This is a genomic window from Amaricoccus solimangrovi (assembly GCF_006385685.1).
Taxonomy (GTDB): domain Bacteria; phylum Pseudomonadota; class Alphaproteobacteria; order Rhodobacterales; family Rhodobacteraceae; genus Amaricoccus; species Amaricoccus solimangrovi.
Map to the genome: position 1 here is coordinate 12,085 of NZ_VFRP01000023.1, position 16,464 is coordinate 28,548.

Here is a 16,464-nt window from a genome sequence, read left to right on the forward strand (position 1 = left end):
CCTTGACCGGCCCCAGCGTGACCACCGACACAGCGCTCGGCGAGGGCGCGGCGCGGCGGCTCCTCGGCGAGGTCTTCGGCTTCTCCGGCTTCCGTCCGGGCCAGGAGGAGGTCGTCGCCGCGGTCGAGGCGGGCGAGGACGTGCTCGCGATCATGCCGACGGGCGGCGGCAAGTCGCTGCTCTACCAGCTTCCCGCGCTGACGCGGCCGGGCGTGACCGTCGTCGTCTCCCCGCTCATCGCGCTGATGCGCGACCAGGTCCGCGCGCTCCGCGCCGCGGGCGTCGCCGCCGGCGCGCTCACCTCGGGCAACAGCCCCGAGGAGACCGAGGAAGTCTTCGCCGCGCTCGATCAGGGGGTGCTGAAGCTGCTCTACATGGCGCCCGAACGGCTCGCCACCGCCGGAACCGGCGGGCTCATGAGCCGGATCGGCGTCTCGCTGCTCGCGGTGGACGAGGCGCATTGCGTCAGCCAGTGGGGCCACGACTTCCGGCCCGACTACCTGCGCCTCGGCGCGCTCCGCAAGCTGCTCGGCGGCGTGCAGACCGTGGCGCTGACCGCCACCGCCGACGCCGAGACCCGCGCCGAGATCGCGGCCCGGCTCTTCGGCGAGACGCGGCCGCGGGTCTTCCTGCGCGGCTTCGACCGGCCGAACCTCTCGCTCGCCTTCCAGCCCAAGGACAATCCCCGGCGCCAGATCCTCGATTTCGTCGCCGCGCGCCCCGGCCTCTCGGGCATCGTCTATTGCGCGAGCCGCGCGCGGACCGAGAGCCTCGCCGCGGCGCTGACGGAGGCCGGCCATACCGCGCTCGCCTATCACGCGGGCCTCTCCGACGAGGACCGGCGGCTCGGGGAGACGCGCTTCCAGCGCGAGGACGGGCTGGTGGTCTGCGCCACGGTCGCCTTCGGCATGGGGGTCGACAAGCCCGACATCCGCTATGTCGCCCATGCCGACCTGCCGAAATCGATCGAGGCCTATTACCAGGAGATCGGCCGCGCCGGCCGCGACGGGGCGCCCGCCGACACGCTGACGCTCTACGGGTCCGACGACATCCGCCTGCGCCGGACCCAGATCGACGAGGGCGCGGCGCCGATGGAGCGCAAGGAGGCCGACCACAAGCGGCTGAACGCGCTCCTCGGGCTGGCGGAGGCGAAACGCTGCCGCCGGCAGACGCTGCTCGCCTATTTCGGCGAGACCCTGGCCGAGCCCTGCGGCAATTGCGACCTCTGCCGCGACCGCCCGGCGCTCTTCGACGCGACCGAGGCGGCGCGCAAGGCCTTCTCCGCGATGCTCAGGACGGGCGAGAGCTTCGGGGCCGAGCATCTGATCGCGATCCTGCGTGGCGACCGGCTGGAGCGGGTGCTGCGCCGGGGACATGACCAGCTCCCGACCTTCGGGGCCGGGCGCGATCTCTCCAAGGCGCAGTGGCAGACGATCTTCCGCCAGCTGATGGGGCTCGACCTGATCCGCCCCGATCCCTCGCGCCACGGCGCCTTCCGCCTGACCGAGGCGGCGCGCCCGATCCTGCGCGGGGAAGAGGCGCTGGAGCTTCGCGCCGACACGGTCGCGCGCGCCGCCGCGCCGACCCGCCGCGTGCTCGCCCAGGTCGCGGAGGAGGACGAGGGGCTGCTCTCCGCGCTGAAGGCGAAGCGGCGCGAACTCGCCGAGGCGCAGGGCGTGCCCGCCTATGTGATCTTTCCCGACCGCACGCTCATCGAGATGGCGACGGCCCGGCCCGGAACGCTCGACGAGATGCGCGCGATCAGCGGCGTCGGCGCGACGAAGCTCGAGCGGTTCGGGCCGACCTTCCTCGCCGTCTTGACCGGCGCGGCGCCGGACCTGCCGCATCCGGCGCGGCGCAGGCTCGCGGGATCGGCCGAGGGCGCGGCCTATGACCGGCTGGAGGAGGCCCACCGCCGCCTAGCACGGGGCGCCGATGGCCTGGCGAAGCCGCTCTCCTGCGGCGCGGGGCTGCTCGCGCGCGTCGCGGAGGCGCGTCCGACCTCGCTCGCGCAGATCGCGCGGATCCCGGGCATGGACGCGGCGCGGACGGAACGCTTCGGCGAAGCCTTCCTCGAGGCGCTGCGCGCCGCGGAGTGATCCGCGCGGCGCCCCGTCAGCCGAGGTATCGCCTGAACCAGTCGATCGTCCGGTTCCACGCCAGTTCCGCCGCCGCCGCGTCGTAGCGGGGCGTCGTGTCGTTGTGGAAACCGTGGTTCACATCCGGGTAGATGTGGACCTCGTAGGTCTTGCCGTATTCCCTCAGCGCCGCCTCGTAGGGCGGCCAGCCGGCGTTGATCCGCTCGTCGAGCCCGGCGTAATGCAGGAGCAGGGGAGCCTGGATCCTCGGCACGTCGGTCGCCGCCGGCTGCCGCCCGTAGAAGGGCACGGCGGCGGCGAGTTCGGGATAGGCGACGGCGGCCGCGTTCGCGACGCCGCCGCCGTAGCAGAAACCGGTGATCCCGACCTTGTCGGTCGTCCTGGGTTCGGCCAGCAGGAATTCGAATCCGGCGAAGAAGTCGTTCATGAGCTTCTCCGGATCGACCTTGGCCTGCAGTTCCCGCCCCGCCTCGTCATTGCCCGGATAGCCGCCGACCGAGGTCAGCCCGTCCGGGGCGAGCGCGATGAACCCCGCCTTGGCGACGCGGCGGGCGACATCCTCGATATAGGGGTTGAGGCCCCGGTTCTCATGGACGACGACGACCCCCGGCACCTTGCCCGGCGCCTTCGACGGGATGACGAGATAGGCGCGGACCTCGCCGTTCCCGTGGGGGGAGGAATAGGTGATGTAGTTCGCCACGATGTCGGGATCCTCGGCGCTCACCTGCCGGGCGAGCGCGTAGTTCGGGCTCATCGCGGCGAGGATGCCGGCGGCGCTCAGCCCGCCGACGGCGAATTTCGCGGCGTGATCGAGGAAGTCGCGCTTGGTGATCCTGCCATGCGCGTAGAAGTCGTAGAGCTCCAGGAGCTCGGGGTGAAAATCCTTCGCGGTCAGTCTGGTCATCGCAGGCTCTCCCGTTATCGTGACGGAGAGGGTAGCACGGGGGCGCGGCGAGGCGATGCGGTCGATCTTCACAGTGGCGACGGACGGGCCGGGGCTCTACGAATTCACCGCCGAGGCGCGGCGGTTCACACGGGGGCGCGGCGACGGGCTGCTGACGCTCTTTGCGCGGCATACCTCCTGCTCGCTGCTCGTCCAGGAGAACGCCGATCCCACGGCCCGGGCCGATCTCGAAACCTGGCTCGGCCGGTTCGTTCCGCCGGCCGACCACCCGTCGATGTCATGGCTGAGGCATGTGCTCGAAGGGGCGGATGACATGCCGGCGCATCTGAAGGCGGCGGTTCTGCCCGTGTCGCTGTCGATCCCGGTCGCCGATGGCGCGCCGATGCTCGGCACCTGGCAGGGGATCTATCTCTGGGAACATCGCCGCCGGCCACACCGGCGCGAAGTGGCCGCGCATTTCGCCTGAGGCGCGCGGCGGGTCGAGCGGGCCGCCTCAGGCGGCCCGGCTCTCCGGCATGTCGGACTGGCCGACGATATCGTTTACGACGCGGACGAGGCGCGCCGCCATCGCTTCGATCTCCGTGGCGGGCAGATCGGCGAAATGCCGGAATCCGCCCAGTTCTTCCTCGATCGAGGCGCGAAGCAACTCGGTCTTGTTCTGCTCAGGCATGGTTTCTCCTTGTGTCCCCTCGGACCCAAGCCTGAATCATCTCGCAAGCGGGCCGCGAACGCAAGCGCGGGGGCGTTCACATGCGCGCGGGCATTGGAAAATCGAGCATTTTCGACCAGGAGCGCGCATTTTTCGTGCCTGAGTTGTTCACGCGGATAGGCGAATCGGGTCCGCCACGGCGACGAATCGGAAAGGCGCTTCTCAGGCCGCGCGGGGGCATGTAGCCTCTCGCCGATTTCCGCCGCGCGCCATTACCCGAGAGACGATGCCGGAAAAACCCGAACCCGCGCCCCCGGCCGCCGAGCCGGCGCTTCCGCCCGAGGTGGTCGCGCTGGCGCAGAACGGCGCGGCGATCTCGATGGCCGCGCGCGACGCCGACGGGCGCCCCGTGGTGGGCCTCGGCGTCGGGTGCAGGCTCCGGCCCGACGGGCGGATGCGGATCCTGCTGAGCGAGCCCGCCAATCTCCGCCTGCTCGCCGCGATCGAGGCCGGGAGCGCGCTGGCCGTCACCTTCGTCTCCACCCGCGCCTTCGGCGCCTTCCAGGTGAAGGCGGGTTCGGCCGCGCGGTGCCCCGCCTCGCCCGACGACCTGCCGGAACTCGACCGCCAGGTCGCGCTCGCGAGTGACGGCCTCGTTGAGATCGGTTTCAACCGGACCCAGGCGGCGGGCTACACCGCCTTCGTCGCCGGGGAACTGACCGCGATCGAACTTCGGCCCGAGCGGGTCTTCCTGCAGACGCCCGGACCCGGCGCCGGCACGGAGATCGCGCGATGAGCGAGCCAGGCATCGACGGGCTGCGCCGTTCGCTCGAAGGGGTGTTCGCGGCGCTGCTCGCCACCTGCGACGGCGAGGGGGTTCCGAACGTCTCGATGATCAGCCAGGTGCATTACGTCGATCCCGGCCGCGTCGCGCTCTCCTACCAGTTCTTCAACAAGACCCGGCGGAACCTGCTCGCCACCCGCAGGGCCGCGGTGCAGATCACCGATCCCGAGACGCTCGCCCATCACCGGCTCGATCTCGATTACGAGGAGACCCAGACCAGCGGTCCGATCTTCGAGAGCATGAAGGCCAAGCTCGCCGGGATCGCCTCCTATCACGGCGCCCAGGACATCTTCCGGCTGCTCGGGGCGGACATCTTCCGGGTGCGCGCGATCGAGGCGGTGCCGGGTCCGGTCCGGCCCCTGCCGCCCGACCGGCGCTCGCTGCTCGCGGCGGCGCGGCGGACCTGCGAGGCGCTCGACGGGCTCCAGGATCTCGAGGAACTGCTCGACGGCGTGACCGGGGCGCTCGCCCGCGAATTCGGGATCGAACAGTCGATCATCCTGATGGCCGAGGGCGGCGGCGACCGGCTCTATACCGTCGCGACGCACGGCTATCCGAGCGGCGGGGTCGGGGCCGAGGTGCTGCTCGGCGAGGGCGTGATCGGCGTCGCCGCGCGGGAGAACACGCCGATCCGGATCGGCCACATGACGCTCGAATACCGCTATGGCGCCGCGGTCAGCGCGACGGCGCGCCGCGCGGGCCTTCTCTGCGAGGAGGCGCGGACCATCCTCTTTCCGGGCCTCTCCGCGCCCCGGAGCCAGATCGCGCTGCCGATCCGCGAGGGAGGCCGCGTCGCGGGCGTGCTCTTCGCCGAGGCAGAGACGGTGATGCGCTTCGGCTACGAGGAAGAGGACGCGCTCGCACTCGTCGCCGGGCATCTGGGCGCGCGGATGGCGCTGATCCGGCAGGAGGCCGAGGAGGCCGAGGCCGCCGCCGCGCCCGCGCCGCCGCCGGGCGAGGGGATGGTGACCATGCGCTACTTCCCGCACGACCAGAGCGTCTTTCTCGACCACGACTACCTGATCAAGGGCGTCGCCGGCGCGATCCTCTGGCGGCTCGCGCGGGAGCATCTCGCGACGGGGCGGACGGAATTCACGACGCGCGAGCTCCGGCTCGACCCGGGCCTGCGCCTGCCCGCGCCCGCCGACAACCTCGACGCGCGCCTCGTGCTGCTGCGCAAGCGGCTCGAGGAGCGCCGGGCCTGCCTCCGGATCGAGAAATCCGGCCGGGGCCGATTCCAGCTGCTGGCCTCCTCGCGGCTCGCGCTCCAGCAGGCGGGACCGGCGGAGGACGCCGTTTAGCAAGCTTTTAGCGTTGGTGAGCATTCCGCGCCGAAGCACTTAGCAACCGGCGCGGCGCCCGATGGCTTAGAATGGCCTTCGTGGCTCCGGGACATCCTTCTCTCCGCCCGGCTTCCCCAGCCCGACCTGATCTTCGCGGACCTTCGACGCGTGCCCTGGCGCGCGGCGCGGCCGCCTTTGCGAAAGCGATTGGACATGAGCATTGAAACCCTGAACTCCCGCCTGGGCGGCGGCGTCGTCGCCGCGTCCGACGCCGGATACGCGGCCGCCTGCGACGCCCTGGTCTGGAACGGCCGCAAGCCCGCGCGGGAGGCGAGGCTGATCGCGCGGGCCGCCTCGGCGGGGGATGTCGCGGAAGCGGTCCGCTACGCGGCGCAAAACGGCCTCACCGTCTCGCCGCGCGGGGGCGGGCACCAGTTCACCGGGATCGCGGCCAGGGCCGACATGGTGATCGACCTCGGCGCGCTCGACGGGCTGAGCCTCGATCTCGCCGCGCGCAAGGCGCGCATCGAGCCCGCGGTCACCAACATCCGCCTCGCCGCCGCGCTCGAACGGCACGGGCTGGCCTTCCCGGTCGGCCATTGCGCCAGTGTGCCGGTCAGCGGCTACCTGCTCGGCGGCGGCATCGGCTGGAACGCCGGCGCCTGGGGCATCGCCTGCTTCTCGGTGGAGGCGGTCGAGGTGGTGATGGCCGACGGCCGGCTGATCACCGCGACGGCGGAGGAGCACGCCGACGTGTTCTGGGCCGCGCGCGGCGCGGGGCCGGAATTCTTCGGCGTCGTCACCGCCTTCCACGTCCGGCTCCGGGAGGCGGCGCGGGCGCTGACCACGATGGTGCGCGTCTATCCGGCCGCGGCGCTTCCCGAGATCGCCCGCTGGGCCGAGCGGGTGATCGCCGCGGCGCCGCCCGAGGTCGAATTCACCTGCAAGCTGGCGCCGGGACCGGGCGGCGCGGTGATCGCCGCGATCGTGAATGTATACGCCACGCGCGACGCCGAGGCGGGGGAGATCCTCGCCGCGCTGGGCGAAGGGGCGCCCGAGGGGACGCTCGAGGTGATCGGGCCGATGCCGACTCCCCTGCCGATGCTCTACGACTTCACCAGCCCTTCGGTACCCGAAGGCGCGCGCTACGGCGTCGATACCTTCTGGTCGGAGGCGGATCTCGGCGCCGTGCTGGCCCCGATCGCCGAGAGCATGGCGGCCGCGAGTTCGGAGCGGAACTTCGCCGTGGTCTCGCTGCGCTCGAACGCGCTGCCGGTGCCGGGGACGGCGGCCTTCTCCAGGGAGGGACGGATCTTCGCGGCGGTCTACGGCATCTGGGACGCGGCGGCGGAGGATGTCCGGCATCTCGGCTGGCTTCGCGCGGGCATGGACGTCTGCCGCCCGCTCGCAACCGGGGCCTATGTGGGCGAGGCCGATCTCGATCGGCCCGGGGAGCGGCTGCCGAACCATTCGCCCGAGGTGGTGGCGCGGCTCGCGCGGTTGCGGGCGCGGCACGACCCGGACGGGGTGTTTGTGTCCGGGGTGGGAAGGCGCGGGGCGGCCGCCGCCTGAACGCGCGGGGCCGCTCCGGCTTCGGAACGGCCCCGGTCGCCTCCGGTCCGGCGGAGCGCCGGAACTCAGTTCATCCCGAGGGCTTCCTTGTAGACTTCGAGGATCGCCTCCTCCTCCGACACGTCGGCGGGATCCTTTTTGCGAAGCGCGATCAGCTTGCGCAGCACCTTCGTGTCGTAGCCGCGCGCCTTCGCCTCGGCCATCACTTCCTTCTGGTGCTCGGCGATCGCCTTCTTCTCCTCGTCGAGGCGTTCGTAACGCTCGATGAACTGCCGTAACTCGCCCGCCGTGACCTTGTAGGCGGACGGGGCATCATCCTCGATCATCTCGTCCAATTGATCTTCCCCTTCCAGACGCGGCGCGGAACCTATCGCCCGGTCCCCCCGGGAACAAGGCCCTTGCGCCCCGCCGGGCCGGCCCCTAAGCCGGGCGCGTCGCAGCGGAGGGGCCGGTCATGATGATGCTCGTGGTGATACTCGGCGGGATCATGGTCGCGGCCGGGCTGATCGGGCTCGGCTACTGCGTGCGCGCGGGCTTCCGGATCCGGCGCGAGAAGCCGGCGCCCGATGTGGCCGAGGCCCGGTTTCGGCTGCTGCTCGTGGTCAATTTCGCCTCGGTCGGCCTCGCCGCGCTCGGGCTCGGGCTTCTCGTCGTCGGGCTGGTGCTCGGGCGGTAGCGGCTCAGGCGGCGGCGCGGCCCGCCTCCGCCTCGCGCAGATAGGCGACGATCCAGCGCGCCCAGTCCGCGCTCGCGACCGGACGGTCGAGCCCCGGCTTGGCCGCCTCGTAATCCGCCATCGGGAAGCCCCGGCCGGCCCGCAGCGCCAGCAGTTCCGACATGAACTCCGGCCCGAACTCGGGATGGGGCTGCAGCGAGATCGCGTCGGGCGCCTCCGGGTCGCCATAGGCGAGCGCCGCGTATTCGCAGAAGGGCGAGGTGGCGAGCAGGGTGGCGCCGGGCGGCAAGGTCGTGACCTGGTCCTGATGCACGGCGCGCATTGCGAAATGCGCCGGCGCGTCGGCCATCCAGCCGGGGCGGGCGACGAATGCGTAATCCTGCACCCCGAGGCCCCAGCCCCGATCCGATTTCGCCGCGCGGCCGCCGAGCGCCTCGGCGAGGATCTGGTGGCCGAAGCAGATGCCGACCACGGGCACGCGGCTCGCCACGCAGTCGCGCAGGAAGGCCTTCAGCGGTTCGATCCAGGGCAGGCCGTCGTAGACGCCGTGGCGCGAGCCGGTCACGATCCAGGCGTCGGCCTGGCTCGGCGCGGCCGGCATCTCGCCCGCGACCACGCGTATCGTCGCGAATTCCAGCGCGGGGTCGACGGCGGAGAGGAGTTCGCGGAACATCGCCGGATAGTCGCCGTGGCGCGCGCGCAGGTCCTCCGCGACCTCGCCGGTTTCCAGGATGCCGATCCTCATCGCACGCGCCTCCGTTCCTCGCCGTTCCGATGTGCCGCTTTCCCCGCGCGTCGGCAAGGGGCGGTGATCCGCCGGGGCCGACCGGATCGGGAACCGGGGCGGAGCCAGTCCGTTTGCCCGGCATGAAACCGGGACAACACGGAGAAGAGTACATGACCGAGATCACCAAGGCTCGCATCGCCATCCTCGCCACCGACGGTTACGAGCGTTCCGAACTGCGCGAACCGCTCGAGAAGCTGCGCGCGCGGGGGGCGACGGTCGAGGTCGTCTCCCCGAAATCCGACGAGATCCGCAGCTGGGACGGAGGCGACTGGGGCGACAGCGTGCCCGTGGATCGTCCGCTCGCCCAGGCGCGGGTCGAGGATTACGACGCGCTCGTTCTGCCGGGCGGGCAGATCAATCCCGACAAGCTCCGGCTCGAGGACGCGGCGGTGGCCTTCGTGCGCGAATTCGCGAAGAGCGGGAAGCCGGTCGGCGCGATCTGCCACGGCCCATGGCTGCTGGTGGAGGCGGACGCGGTGCGCGGCCGCGACGTCACCTCCTATCACTCGATCCGGACGGATCTCGTGAACGCGGGCGCCAACTGGCGGGACGCGGAGGTGGTGACCGACGAGGGCATCGTGACCTCGCGCAACCCGAACGACCTGCCCGCCTTCATCGCGAAGCTCGTCGAGGAGATCGGCGAGGGCCGGCACGAGCGCGCGCTCGAAGCGGCGCACTGATCCCTCGCGGGTATCGAAAACGGGAAAGGGCGGCCTTGGGGCCGCCCTTTCGCATGCTTGGGGTAACTTCCGCCGCCGGATCAGACGAAGAACTGGCCGCCGTTCGCGGAGACGGTGGAGCCATTGATGAAACCCGCGTCGTCGGAGGCGAGGAAGGCCACGATCCGTGCGATCTCCTCCGGCTCGCCCAGGCGGCCGGCCGGAATCTGGCCGATGATCGACTCGCGGACCTTCTCGGGCACGGCCATCACCATCTCGGTCGCGATGTAGCCGGGGCAGACGGCGTTGGCGGTGATCCCGGCGCGCGCGCCCTCCTGAGCCAGGGACTTGACGATGCCGAGGTCACCCGCCTTGGTCGCGGCGTAGTTGACCTGGGCGAACTGGCCCTTCTGGCCGTTGATCGAGCTGATGACGATGACGCGGCCGAACTTGCGCTCGCGCATGCCGGGCCAAATCGGATGGACGGTGTTGAAGACACCCGTGAGGTTGGTGTCGACGACCTCCTTCCACTGCTCGGGGGTCATCTTGTGGAACGGCGCGTCGCGGGTGATCCCGGCGTTGGCGACGACGATTTCGATCGGGCCGAGGTCGACCTCGACCTGGGCGATGCCGGCCTTGCTCGAGTCGTAGTCGGCGACGTTCCACTTGTAGGTCTTGATGCCCGTCTCGTCGGTGAAGGCCTTGGCCTTCTCGTCGTTACCGGCGTAGGTGGCGGCGACGGTATATCCCGCCGCCTTCAGCGCCTTCGAGATCGCCGCGCCGATTCCGCGCGAGCCGCCCGTGACCAGAGCCACACGTCCCATGGTATTTCCTCCGATTGAGAGTCTTCTTGGCTACCACCGCCGTCCGGGCCGGCCCTGGACGGCGGTCGATAAAGAGGGCGCCGGCCCGCGCGGAGGCGGGGCCGGCGCGATCCGTCAGGGCCGCTCGACGCAGACGGCGACGCCCATGCCGCCGCCGATGCAGAGCGTGGCGAGGCCCTTCTTCGCGTCGCGGCGCTTCATCTCGAAGAGGAGCGTGTTCAGCACGCGCGCGCCCGAGGCGCCGATCGGATGGCCGAGCGCGATCGCGCCGCCGTTCACGTTCACCTTGGACGTGTCCCAGCCCATGTCCTTGTTGACCGCGCAGGCCTGGGCGGCGAAGGCCTCGTTCGCCTCGATCAGGTCGAGATCCTCGACCTTCCATCCCGCCTTGGCGAGCGCCTTGCGGCTGGCGTAGATCGGGCCGACACCCATGATCTTCGGGTCGAGGCCGACCGTCGCGTAGGAGACGATCCGGGCCAGCGGCTCGATGCCGCGCTTCTCGGCGTTCTCGGCGGTCATCAGCAGCACGGCGGCGGCGCCGTCGTTGATGCCGCTCGCGTTCGCCGCCGTCACGGTGCCGTCCTTCTGGAAGGCCGGGCGCACCTTCTGGATCGACTCGAGCGTCGCGCCGTGGCGGATGAACTCGTCCTTGTCGATCACCGTGTCGCCCTTCCGGCCCTTGACGGTGTAGGGGATGATCTCGTCGTCGAACCGGCCGGCCTTCTGCGCCGCCTCGGCCTTGTTCTGGCTCGCGACCGCGAATTCGTCCTGCATGTCGCGGGTGATCTGCCATTCCCTGGCGACGTTCTCGGCGGTGATGCCCATGTGGTACTGGTTGAACGCGTCGGTCAGACCGTCGTTGATCATCGTGTCGGTGAACTTCATGTCGCCCATCTTCTGCCCGGCGCGCAGATAGGCGGCGTGCGGGGCGAGCGTCATGCTCTCCTGACCGCCCGCGACGACGATCTCCGCGTCGCCGAGCAGGATGTGCTGCGCGCCGAGCGCGACCGCGCGCAGGCCCGAGCCGCAGAGCTGGTTGAGGCCCCAGGCGGCGCTCTCCAGCGGCAGGCCCGCGTTGATATGCGCCTGGCGAGCCGGGTTCTGGCCCTGGCCGGCGGTCAGCACCTGACCGAGGATCGTCTCCGAGACGTCGGCGGCGTCGACCCCGGCGCGCTCCAGCACGCCCTTGATCGCGGCGGCGCCGAGGTCATGCGCCGGTACGGTGGCGAAGCCGCCGTTGAAGTTGCCAACGGCGGTGCGCGCCGCCGAGGCGATTACGATGTTGGTCATGCCTTCCTCCTTCACGGACTGAGCGCCGCGTGCTCAGGAATCACACGTACGCACGATTCGTGCGCGGCTCCACCCAGACCCTCGTCGCACATGTCGCGCATCGCCTCAACTGTCCCGCGCCTCAGGCCGGGCGCCCGGCGAGGAAGGCGCCGACGGGCCGCCAGACCCGCGCGGGGGCGTGGCTTCCCACGACCATCCCGACATGTCCCGTCGCGGGACGGATGAGGCGCGCCCGCGGGATCGCCCGCGCCAGCGGATCGGCGAGCGGGGGCGGGGCGATGGTGTCGTTGCGTCCGGCCACGATCAGCGCGGGGGCGCGGATCGCGCCGGCGTCGACCGGGGCGCCGAGGAACGGCCACTGCCCGGCCGCGACCAGATCGCGGATCTGCCAGTCGACGAGCAGGTCGCGCGCGGCTGGCGCGGTCATCGGCACGCCGTCGGCGAGCCAGTCCTCGAGCGCGACGAAGTCCATCGCCTCGACGCTCGCCGGATCGAGCCGGGCGAGGCGCTGGAACTTGACCGCCGCCTGGATCGGATTGACGAAGGCGAAGAGCATCTGGAAGAGCGAGACCGGGACCGCGCCGAAGGCCTGGCCCATCGCCTCCAGCATCGCCTCGAGCCGGGCCGGACCCTGGGCGCGCAGGATGGCGCGGAACCCGCCGGAGATGCCCTCGGTCGAGGCGAAGTGCCACGGCGCGCCGATCGTGACCAGCCGCGCGACGAGATCGGGCCGGCGGGCCGCCACCGCGGCGCTCAGCGTGCCGCCCATGCAGTAGCCGAGCACCGCGACCGGGCCGCCGCCGCCGAGCCGCCGCGCGATCTCGAGCGCGGGCAGCACGCGTTCGGTCCCGTAGGCCTCGAGGTCGAAGGCTCGCTCCGCCGGTCCGGGCGCGCCCCAGTCGAGCAGGAGCGGCCGCGCCCCGCGCGCGGCCAGCCAGCGCAGCAGCGACCGCCCGGGACGCAGGTCGAGCACATAGGCGCGGTTGATGAGGCTCGGGATCACCAGGACCGGCGGCCCGGCCGGATCCCGCGCCTCCGGCGTCGCACCGTAGTCGAGCAGGCGCGCCGCGCCCTCGGCCCAGAGCGCGGGCGGTTCGTCCACCGCGCGGCGATAGGGATGCGCCTGCCAGATCTCCAGCCCCCGGATCGTCGCCCGGAGCCGCGCCGCGATCTCGACGGCGATCTCGACCTGGTCGAGATCGGGACCGAGCGCCGCCGCCTCGCCCGCGCAGGATTCGAGCCAGGGGAAGTGGGGCGAGTCCGCCCGGGGCGCGGCGAGCAGCGCCTGGGTATAGGTGGCGAGCGCGGCGCCGAGGTGGAAGATGAGCGGGCTCGGTTCGCCCACGCGGTGCGGCGCGGGGCGGCCGGGCGCCGGCGCGGCCGGCCAGGCCTCGGCGCGCCCGTCGATCTCCGCGGGCGCCGCCGTCATCGCGAGAACCATGGCGCGGCGATGCCCCGGCCCCGGATCGCCTTGCCGGAGACGTGCCGCTCCCAGAGATCGAGATAGGCGGAGGCCCGCTCCCGCTCGTCCCTCGGCGTCTCGCACGGCCGGGCGCCGCCGGCGCGGCGCGCTTCCCGCGCCCAGCCGTCCGGTTCCACGCTCTCCCGCGTCTTCGCCTCGATCAATCGCCTCGCCCCGCCTTGCTCCGCCCCGCCGGCGCGGTCATTTTCGCACCTGCGACAAAGGGCTTTCCGCCCCGCCATGCGAACGATAAGCTTCCCGCAGGGAGCCCATATTCACTTAGGAGAGACGCGCGTGGCTGAAAAGAACGAAACCGCGGGCGAGCCGATCACCATCAAGAAATACGCGAACCGGCGCCTCTACAACACCGCCAAATCGAGCTACGTGACCCTTGACCACCTCGCCCAGATGGTGCGGGACGGGCAGGATTTCGTCGTCAACGATGCGAAGACGGGGGAGGACATCACCCGCTCCGTCCTCGCCCAGATCATCTTCGAGGAGGAAGCGAAGGGACCGACCATGCTGCCCGCGAACTTCCTGCGCCAGCTGATCCGGCTCTACGGCGACACGTTGCAAGGCTTCGTCCCGGGCTATCTCGACGCTTCGATGGAGACCTTCGCGCGCAACCAGGAGACGATGCGCGAGCAGGTGCGCTCCGCCTTCGAGGCGAATCCGGCGCTCGCGAATTTCGAGGCGCTGGCGCGGTCGAACATGGAATGGTTCGAGAATGCGATGCGCATGTTCGCCCCCTTCGCGACGGGCATGAACGCGCGCGGCGGCGCGGCGGGAACCGCGAAATCCGGCAAGGACGAGGAGCTCGAGAAGCTCAAGACGCAGCTCACCGCGATGCAGGAACAGCTCTCGAAGCTCGTCAAGGAATCCTGATCCCCGCGGGGGGCGGCCTGCGCGCCTTTGCCGCGGGGGCCGGAGCGGCGCGGAACCGGCGCCGGGCCGTCCGTCCGGGGGCCGAAGGCCGGGATCGCGCGCTTCGGCCCGGGGACGGGGCCGTTACCTGCCTGCGATCGCTTCGTTTTCGCTCTTCCGGAGGAGTGGCCCGGCCTCGTCCGGCGCGGATCCCGGCGGGTGCCGCGGCGGCGGGTCACGGGGCGCGCCGATGGACTTTGGCACCCTTTTTGGTCATGAATACGAAGACTTGAGCGCGCCGCGCCGTTGAATCGCGCGGGCGGATTTCCAATATCAATGCCGGACCGCGAGTGCGCCTCGCGGCCTTTGGCTCACACGGAGGGACCTTATGGCCGAATTCGAGACTATCCGTCGGACTGGAGCCGGCGCCACCGCCGCGCGGATCGACGAGGGTCTGCGGGCGCATATGAACAAGGTCTACGGCCTGATGGCCGTCGCCATGGTGATCACGGGCCTCGTCGCCTGGATCGTCGGCTCCGACTTCGCCCGCGTCGTTTCGCAGCAGCCGACGATGATCATCCCCGAGGGCGTGATCGTCGCGCTGTTCAACTCGCCGCTGAAATGGGTGGTGATGTTCGCCCCCCTCGCCGTGGTCTTCGCCTTCGGCGCCGGCCTGAACCGGATGTCGGAGGGCGCCGCGCAGGGCGTGTTCTGGCTGTTCTCGGCGCTGATGGGCCTGTCGATCTCGTGGATCTTCGCGGTCTTCACCGGCATGTCGATCGCCCAGACCTTCTTCGTGACCGCGATCGCCTTCGCGGGCCTCAGCCTCTACGGCTACACGACGAAGAAGGACCTGTCGGGGATGGGGACCTTCCTGATGATGGGCCTGATCGGCCTGATCGTCGCCTCGCTCGTCAACATCTTCCTCGCCTCGTCGGCGCTGCAGTTCGCGGTCTCGGTGATCGGCGTGCTCGTCTTCGCGGGTCTGACCGCCTATGACACGCAGAACATCAAGAACACCTACCTGCAGATGCGCGCGGCCGAGGGCGATGCCTATCTCGGCAAGGCCGCGATCATGGGCGCGCTCAGCCTCTATCTGAACTTCATCAACATGTTCATGATGCTGCTGCAGCTCTTCGGGAACCGGAACTGATCCGGAGAAGACGGGGACCGGCCAGCCCGGTCCCGATCGGGACAGACGAACCCCCGCCGGTCGGTCGACCGGCGGGGGTTTTCCGTCTCAGCGGTCGGGTTCCGACCAGTGCTCCGGCGGGATGTTCCGGCGGCGGAGCCGGAGCGCGAGGCCGAGGGCGACGCCGACGCCGATCGCGATCGTCAGGTCCGTCACCACCGTCAGCACGAAGGTCAGCAGCAGAAGCACCCGGTCCGAGATCCGCGCCCGCATGTAGCCACGCCATTTGTGCGGCTCGCTCATGTTCCAGGCCGTGATCATCAGGAGCCCGGCGAGCGCCGGCATCGCGAGATAGCCGGCGAGGCCGGAGGCGAAGACCATCACGAGCAGCACGACCAGCGCGTGCACGAGCCCCGCCACCGGGGTCCGGCCGCCGGCGCGGATGTTGGTGGCGGTCCGCGCGATCGCGCCGGTGGCGGGCAGGCCGCCGAAGAGGGCCGAGCCGATGTTGGCCGCGCCCTGCGCCACCATCTCGGCGTTGGGCCGGTGCGCGCCGGAGATCATCCGGTCCGCCACCATCGCCGAGAGGAGTGATTCCACGCCGGCGAGAAAGGCGATCACCAGCGCCGAGGGCACGAGGTCGATCATCCGCTGATAGTCGAGCGTGGGAACCCGCGGGGCCGGCAGGTGATCGGGCAGCGCGCCGAAGCGCGACACGATCGTGTCGACCGGCAGATGCGCGGCGTAGGCGATGAGCGAGGTGACCGCGACGGCGACGATGAGCCCCGGAAACCGCGGCCAGAGCCGGCGGAGCGCGATGATGCCGATGATCGTCGCGACGCCGATGGCGAGGCTCGCGGGATTGAACGTGGCCCGCGCGCCCCAGAGCGCGGGGATCAGCTCCACGAAATCCGCCGGCGCCTTGCCGAGCGTGAGCCCGAGCAGGTCCTTGATCTGGCTCGCGCCGATGATGACCGCGATGCCGATGGTGAAGCCGTTGATCACCGGTTCCGGCACGTATTCGACGAGGCTTCCGGCGCGCAGCCAGCCTGCGAGGATCAGGATGAACCCGGCCATGAAGGTCGCGAGAACGAGACCGTCGTAGCCGTGTGTCGCGATCACGCCGAAGACGACGACGATGAAGGCGCCGGTCGGGCCGCCGATCTGCACCCGGCTGCCGCCGAGCAGCGAGATCAGGAAGCCGCCGATGATCGCGGTGATCAGCCCCTCGGCGGGATTCGCGCCCGAGGCGATCGCGATCGCGAGGCTGAGCGGCAGGGCGACCATCGCCACGGTGACGCCGGCGATGGCGTCGGCGGTGAAGGCTGGAAATGAATAATGCGGTAGCGTCGTAAGGATCTTGGGTTTCATCTCATGTTCCCGGGGGTGGTGTCGCCGCGGAAAGGTGCCCGCGGCGGA

At 70.9% G+C, this 16,464-nt stretch carries 18 protein-coding genes; 9 read left to right on the forward strand and 9 right to left on the reverse strand.

Going from position 1 to position 16,464, the window contains the following annotated elements; all coding sequences use genetic code 11:
* Positions 1-2 precede the first annotated feature (2 nt).
* Entirely contained in the window at positions 3-2,099 is a 2,097-nt protein-coding gene (recQ, locus tag FJM51_RS17985) for a DNA helicase RecQ (protein WP_233713175.1), read from the forward strand.
* A 16-nt stretch (positions 2,100-2,115) separates the two neighbouring features.
* Here recQ and yghX read toward each other — a convergent pair whose 3' ends face one another.
* Entirely contained in the window at positions 2,116-3,003 is an 888-nt protein-coding gene (gene yghX / locus FJM51_RS17990) for a YghX family hydrolase (protein WP_140455519.1), read from the reverse strand.
* A 55-nt stretch (positions 3,004-3,058) separates the two neighbouring features.
* On the opposite strand from yghX, the gene FJM51_RS17995 reads away from it, so the two are divergent.
* Entirely contained in the window at positions 3,059-3,469 is a 411-nt protein-coding gene (locus FJM51_RS17995; protein ID WP_140455520.1) for a secondary thiamine-phosphate synthase enzyme YjbQ, read from the forward strand.
* Positions 3,470-3,496: 27 nt separating this feature from the next.
* Here FJM51_RS17995 and FJM51_RS23855 read toward each other — a convergent pair whose 3' ends face one another.
* Positions 3,497-3,673, reverse strand: a complete 177-nt coding sequence (locus FJM51_RS23855) for a hypothetical protein (RefSeq protein WP_181164618.1) — start codon at positions 3,671-3,673, stop codon at positions 3,497-3,499.
* A gap of 265 nt (positions 3,674-3,938) precedes the next feature.
* Between FJM51_RS23855 and FJM51_RS18000 the strand changes: the two genes are divergently transcribed.
* The 3 genes from FJM51_RS18000 (at position 3,939) to FJM51_RS18010 (ending at position 7,351) form a co-directional block, all read left to right on the forward strand.
* The gene (locus FJM51_RS18000; protein ID WP_140455521.1) at positions 3,939-4,448 is read left to right on the forward strand and encodes a hypothetical protein; all 510 of its coding nucleotides are present in this window, start codon (positions 3,939-3,941) and stop codon (positions 4,446-4,448) included.
* On the forward strand, positions 4,445-5,797 hold the full coding sequence (locus FJM51_RS18005; RefSeq protein ID WP_140455522.1) for a GAF domain-containing protein: 1,353 nt from the start codon (positions 4,445-4,447) through the stop codon (positions 5,795-5,797). Before FJM51_RS18000 ends, FJM51_RS18005 begins: the two co-directional genes overlap by 4 nt.
* Before the next feature lie 195 nt (positions 5,798-5,992).
* Positions 5,993-7,351, forward strand: a complete 1,359-nt coding sequence (locus FJM51_RS18010) for an FAD-binding oxidoreductase (protein WP_140455523.1) — start codon at positions 5,993-5,995, stop codon at positions 7,349-7,351.
* Positions 7,352-7,416: 65 nt separating this feature from the next.
* Here the strand turns inward: FJM51_RS18010 and FJM51_RS18015 are convergent, their stop codons facing one another.
* Positions 7,417-7,677 carry a DUF2312 domain-containing protein gene (locus tag FJM51_RS18015; protein WP_140455570.1) on the reverse strand — a complete coding sequence of 87 codons (261 nt, stop codon included), beginning with the start codon at positions 7,675-7,677 and terminating at the stop codon, positions 7,417-7,419.
* 128 nt (positions 7,678-7,805) lie between these two features.
* On the opposite strand from FJM51_RS18015, the gene FJM51_RS18020 reads away from it, so the two are divergent.
* Complete coding sequence (locus FJM51_RS18020; RefSeq protein WP_140455524.1) at positions 7,806-8,027, forward strand: hypothetical protein; 222 nt, start codon at positions 7,806-7,808, stop codon at positions 8,025-8,027.
* 4 nt (positions 8,028-8,031) lie between these two features.
* Here the strand turns inward: FJM51_RS18020 and FJM51_RS18025 are convergent, their stop codons facing one another.
* Positions 8,032-8,772, reverse strand: a complete 741-nt coding sequence (locus tag FJM51_RS18025) for a type 1 glutamine amidotransferase (protein ID WP_140455525.1) — start codon at positions 8,770-8,772, stop codon at positions 8,032-8,034.
* Between the two features lie 152 nt (positions 8,773-8,924).
* Here FJM51_RS18025 and FJM51_RS18030 point away from each other — a divergent pair, with 152 nt between their 5' ends.
* Positions 8,925-9,494: a type 1 glutamine amidotransferase domain-containing protein gene (locus FJM51_RS18030; protein WP_140455526.1), complete on the forward strand. Its 570-nt coding sequence runs from the start codon at positions 8,925-8,927 to the stop codon at positions 9,492-9,494.
* Positions 9,495-9,574: 80 nt separating this feature from the next.
* Here the strand turns inward: FJM51_RS18030 and phbB are convergent, their stop codons facing one another.
* From phbB to FJM51_RS18050, 4 genes are all read right to left on the reverse strand, one after another.
* A complete protein-coding gene (gene phbB / locus FJM51_RS18035; RefSeq protein WP_140455527.1) occupies positions 9,575-10,297 on the reverse strand; it encodes an acetoacetyl-CoA reductase in 723 nt (240 codons plus the stop codon).
* Between the two features lie 114 nt (positions 10,298-10,411).
* Positions 10,412-11,587: an acetyl-CoA C-acetyltransferase gene (locus tag FJM51_RS18040; protein WP_140455528.1), complete on the reverse strand. Its 1,176-nt coding sequence runs from the start codon at positions 11,585-11,587 to the stop codon at positions 10,412-10,414.
* A 121-nt stretch (positions 11,588-11,708) separates the two neighbouring features.
* Entirely contained in the window at positions 11,709-13,028 is a 1,320-nt protein-coding gene (locus tag FJM51_RS18045) for an alpha/beta fold hydrolase (RefSeq protein ID WP_210240331.1), read from the reverse strand.
* On the reverse strand, positions 13,013-13,213 hold the full coding sequence (locus FJM51_RS18050) for a hypothetical protein (protein WP_140455529.1): 201 nt from the start codon (positions 13,211-13,213) through the stop codon (positions 13,013-13,015). The genes FJM51_RS18045 and FJM51_RS18050 overlap by 16 nt, the downstream gene beginning before the upstream one ends.
* A 130-nt stretch (positions 13,214-13,343) precedes the next feature.
* Between FJM51_RS18050 and phaR the strand changes: the two genes are divergently transcribed.
* Entirely contained in the window at positions 13,344-13,934 is a 591-nt protein-coding gene (gene phaR, locus FJM51_RS18055; protein WP_233713176.1) for a polyhydroxyalkanoate synthesis repressor PhaR, read from the forward strand.
* Between the two features lie 367 nt (positions 13,935-14,301).
* Positions 14,302-15,066: a Bax inhibitor-1/YccA family protein gene (locus tag FJM51_RS18060; protein ID WP_140455531.1), complete on the forward strand. Its 765-nt coding sequence runs from the start codon at positions 14,302-14,304 to the stop codon at positions 15,064-15,066.
* Positions 15,067-15,153: 87 nt separating this feature from the next.
* Here the strand turns inward: FJM51_RS18060 and FJM51_RS18065 are convergent, their stop codons facing one another.
* Entirely contained in the window at positions 15,154-16,416 is a 1,263-nt protein-coding gene (locus FJM51_RS18065; protein WP_140455532.1) for a SulP family inorganic anion transporter, read from the reverse strand.
* Positions 16,417-16,464 lie beyond the last annotated feature (48 nt).

Excerpts from the sequence above, each read along its gene's own strand:
- FJM51_RS18015 (WP_140455570.1), bottom strand. The coding sequence starts at position 7,677 with ATGATCGAGGATGATGCCCCGTCCGCCTACAAGGTCACGGCGGGCGAG.
- phbB (WP_140455527.1), bottom strand. The coding sequence starts at position 10,297 with ATGGGACGTGTGGCTCTGGTCACGGGCGGCTCGCGCGGAATCGGCGCG.
- FJM51_RS18005 (WP_140455522.1), top strand. The coding sequence starts at position 4,445 with ATGAGCGAGCCAGGCATCGACGGGCTGCGCCGTTCGCTCGAAGGGGTG.
- FJM51_RS18040 (WP_140455528.1), bottom strand. The coding sequence starts at position 11,587 with ATGACCAACATCGTAATCGCCTCGGCGGCGCGCACCGCCGTTGGCAAC.
- FJM51_RS18030 (WP_140455526.1), top strand. The coding sequence starts at position 8,925 with ATGACCGAGATCACCAAGGCTCGCATCGCCATCCTCGCCACCGACGGT.
- FJM51_RS18020 (WP_140455524.1), top strand. The coding sequence starts at position 7,806 with ATGATGATGCTCGTGGTGATACTCGGCGGGATCATGGTCGCGGCCGGG.
- FJM51_RS18000 (WP_140455521.1), top strand. The coding sequence starts at position 3,939 with ATGCCGGAAAAACCCGAACCCGCGCCCCCGGCCGCCGAGCCGGCGCTT.
- FJM51_RS17995 (WP_140455520.1), top strand. The coding sequence starts at position 3,059 with ATGCGGTCGATCTTCACAGTGGCGACGGACGGGCCGGGGCTCTACGAA.
- FJM51_RS18045 (WP_210240331.1), bottom strand. The coding sequence starts at position 13,028 with ATGGTTCTCGCGATGACGGCGGCGCCCGCGGAGATCGACGGGCGCGCC.
- FJM51_RS18010 (WP_140455523.1), top strand. The coding sequence starts at position 5,993 with ATGAGCATTGAAACCCTGAACTCCCGCCTGGGCGGCGGCGTCGTCGCC.
- FJM51_RS18025 (WP_140455525.1), bottom strand. The coding sequence starts at position 8,772 with ATGAGGATCGGCATCCTGGAAACCGGCGAGGTCGCGGAGGACCTGCGC.
- FJM51_RS23855 (WP_181164618.1), bottom strand. The coding sequence starts at position 3,673 with ATGCCTGAGCAGAACAAGACCGAGTTGCTTCGCGCCTCGATCGAGGAA.
- FJM51_RS18060 (WP_140455531.1), top strand. The coding sequence starts at position 14,302 with ATGGCCGAATTCGAGACTATCCGTCGGACTGGAGCCGGCGCCACCGCC.
- yghX (WP_140455519.1), bottom strand. The coding sequence starts at position 3,003 with ATGACCAGACTGACCGCGAAGGATTTTCACCCCGAGCTCCTGGAGCTC.
- FJM51_RS18065 (WP_140455532.1), bottom strand. The coding sequence starts at position 16,416 with ATGAAACCCAAGATCCTTACGACGCTACCGCATTATTCATTTCCAGCC.